Genomic DNA, 2,380 nt, shown 5'->3' with positions numbered 1-2,380 from the left:
CAAGCGCCGCTCCCCCGGCAAGGACCGCTTTGAGCAGTTGATCGCAGCCAATTTGGATACGGCTTTTACAGTGACGTCGTGCAATGCGGATTTCAACATTGCGCGCATTGAACGCTATGTTGCGCTTGCATTGGATGCGGGTGTCACGCCCGTCATTTTGCTTACCAAACCTGATCTTTGCGATGATCCGCAACCCTATATAGACGAAGCAAAAACCGTCTCGGACATGGTCGAGGTCGTTGCCCTGAACGCCAAGTCGGAAAGCGCGTTCGATCTGCTGTCACCTTGGTGCAAAGCGGGTCAAACCGTTGCTTTCCTTGGCTCGTCTGGCGTGGGCAAATCGACACTCTCTAACGCGCTGGTTGGCACGCAAGACATCGAAACTGGTGCGATCCGCGAAGCCGATGGCAAAGGGCGCCACACGACAACCCGTCGCCAGCTCCACTTCGTCCCTTCTGGCTGCGCTGTGCTCGACACCCCTGGAATGCGCGAATTGCAATTGACCGATGCGGCCGAGGGCGTTGGCGATCTGTTCAACGATCTGGAAACTTTGGCAACACAATGCAAATTCCGCAATTGCGCCCATGACAGTGAACCGGGATGCGCCGTCAAAGCCGCGCTTGCGAGCGGCGACATTGACCAAGCCCGCGTTCAGCGGTGGCAAAAGCTTGTGGCTGAAGATGCCTTCAACACCGCCTCTTTGTCAGAGCGGAAACACAAAGAAAAGAACTTGAGCAAGATCATCAAATCGCTGGATTTGAAGAACAAAAAGTAGCTCGGACACAGCTGCGACAGCCTAGTCCAAATCAGCGCCCCAATAGAGGAAATCGAGCCACGTCTGGTGCAGTTCCTTTTGCACACGCGCGAGTTTACGTCCGACCTTATCAAGCTCATGCGGGCTTGGCTCACGTGGTTCACGCAGCAGTTTCATACCCGCCTCGCGCGGCGTTCGATTGGCTTTGCGCACGTTGCAGGTCTGACAGGCAGCCACGATATTTTCAAAGGTCGCTGGCCCATTTCGCGAGCGCGGCATCACATGATCAAAGGTCAAATCACGTGCTGATTTTTTCACGCCGCAGTATTGGCAGCAAAACCCGTCGCGCAAAAACAAATTGTAACGCGTGAAGGGCGCGTTTCTGCGTTTATGATATTGACGCAAGCAAACTACAGCAGGGACTTCGAATTCGCGCGTGGCAGAATGCACCGTCACATCTTCGTAAGATTTCAATTGGATAACGCGGTCTTGCAGTACTGCTGTCATAGCATCTTGCCAGGACCAAGTGGATAAAGGCATCCAGCTCAGTGGCTGAAAATCTGAATTCAACACAAGTGTGCGATGTGCATTCAGATCACCTAAGATCGGGGTTTGGGGGCTCTGCTGCATATCCTACATCACACCATCTGGGGGCATTGTAGGCTCAACCTTATGAGCACTTTGTAAAAACCTCTTGAAGCCGTTTACTCCCTTGGGTCGACGCGCAGCGGCAGAACTAGTCGCGCTGCTTCACACCACCACTATATATAGGGCTTGGCGACTGGCAAGGTTTTTGATCAGGCAAAGCAAATTAGCCTCAAACGCGCGGATGTGCACGTTTAAGGGCCTAATTTTGAAGCAGTTTAGGGTGTTTTACAGGCTGAGCTTGTCACGCATAAAGGCAAGCGCAACAGACAAGCCATCAGGCGCAATCCCATGCGCCGTGCCTTTCATGATATGCGCGAACACATCCTCAAAACCTGCCTTTTGCAACGCGTCCGCAGCTTCGGGCAGCGATTGAACCGGAACCACATCATCTTGATCCCCATGCACCAGCAAAACAGGTGGGCGCACCACCACCTCATCCACCAGCAATTCTGGCGAAAGCAAACGACCAGAGAAGCCAACGACACCCGCAACCGCATCTTCACGGCGCGGCGCGACATGCAGGGACATCATTGTGCCTTGCGAGAAACCAAAGAGCACGACCTGCTCGGGCAGCACATCTTCATCCACCATCAAGGCATCTAAGAAAGCGTTGAGATCTTCAACAGCCGCGTTCATGCCGCGTTCCGCTTCTTCCTCGGATGAATTGTCGATCCAAGGGATTGGGAACCACTGATACCCCATCGGCGCGCCAGCGCAGGCCTCTGGCGCATCGGGTGCCACAAACAGAGTATCGGGAAGATGTTCGCCAAGCGGGTCAGCAAGGCCCAGCAAATCGGCTCCATTGGCGCCATAGCCGTGCAAAAAGACGACAACAGATCGCGTTTCACCAGAAAGCGGCGCGCGGCGCTCAGCGTTAAGAACTCGTGTCATCGTATACCTTCCCTAGATTTCACAATGCGGTAGTAAGCCCAAAGCACGCGCGCTGCAACCGAGCGCCAAGGCGTCCAATCGGCGGCG

At 54.4% G+C, this 2,380-nt stretch carries 3 protein-coding genes and 1 pseudogene; 1 reads left to right on the top strand and 3 read right to left on the bottom strand.

The annotated features are described in order from the left end of the window. A partial coding sequence (gene rsgA / locus ABJQ89_RS13175) for a ribosome small subunit-dependent GTPase A (RefSeq protein WP_348496672.1) occupies positions 1–775 on the top strand: 775 nt, incomplete at its 5' end. Between the two features lie 21 nt (positions 776–796). Here rsgA and ABJQ89_RS13170 read toward each other — a convergent pair. From ABJQ89_RS13170 to ABJQ89_RS13160, 3 genes and pseudogenes are all read right to left on the bottom strand, one after another. Then, positions 797–1,261 carry an HNH endonuclease gene (locus ABJQ89_RS13170; protein ID WP_348496671.1) on the bottom strand — a complete coding sequence of 155 codons (465 nt, stop codon included), beginning with the start codon at positions 1,259–1,261 and terminating at the stop codon, positions 797–799. A gap of 366 nt (positions 1,262–1,627) precedes the next feature. Then, complete coding sequence (locus ABJQ89_RS13165; RefSeq protein ID WP_348496670.1) at positions 1,628–2,293, bottom strand: alpha/beta fold hydrolase; 666 nt, start codon at positions 2,291–2,293, stop codon at positions 1,628–1,630. After that, positions 2,290–2,380: pseudogene (locus ABJQ89_RS13160) on the bottom strand (DNA-3-methyladenine glycosylase 2 family protein); the annotation flags it as partial. The gene ABJQ89_RS13165 and the pseudogene ABJQ89_RS13160, both read right to left, overlap by 4 nt.

It is taken from the genome of Planktotalea sp. (assembly GCF_039984035.1).
Lineage (GTDB): Bacteria > Pseudomonadota > Alphaproteobacteria > Rhodobacterales > Rhodobacteraceae > Planktotalea.
The sequence above is the reverse complement of the archived record's forward strand: the minus strand, read 5'-3'. Positions and strand labels throughout refer to the sequence as shown.

Coding starts and splice junctions, on each gene's coding strand:
- ABJQ89_RS13170 (WP_348496671.1), bottom strand. CDS start 1,261: ATGACAGCAGTACTGCAAGACCGCGTTATCCAATTGAAATCTTACGAA.
- ABJQ89_RS13165 (WP_348496670.1), bottom strand. CDS start 2,293: ATGACACGAGTTCTTAACGCTGAGCGCCGCGCGCCGCTTTCTGGTGAA.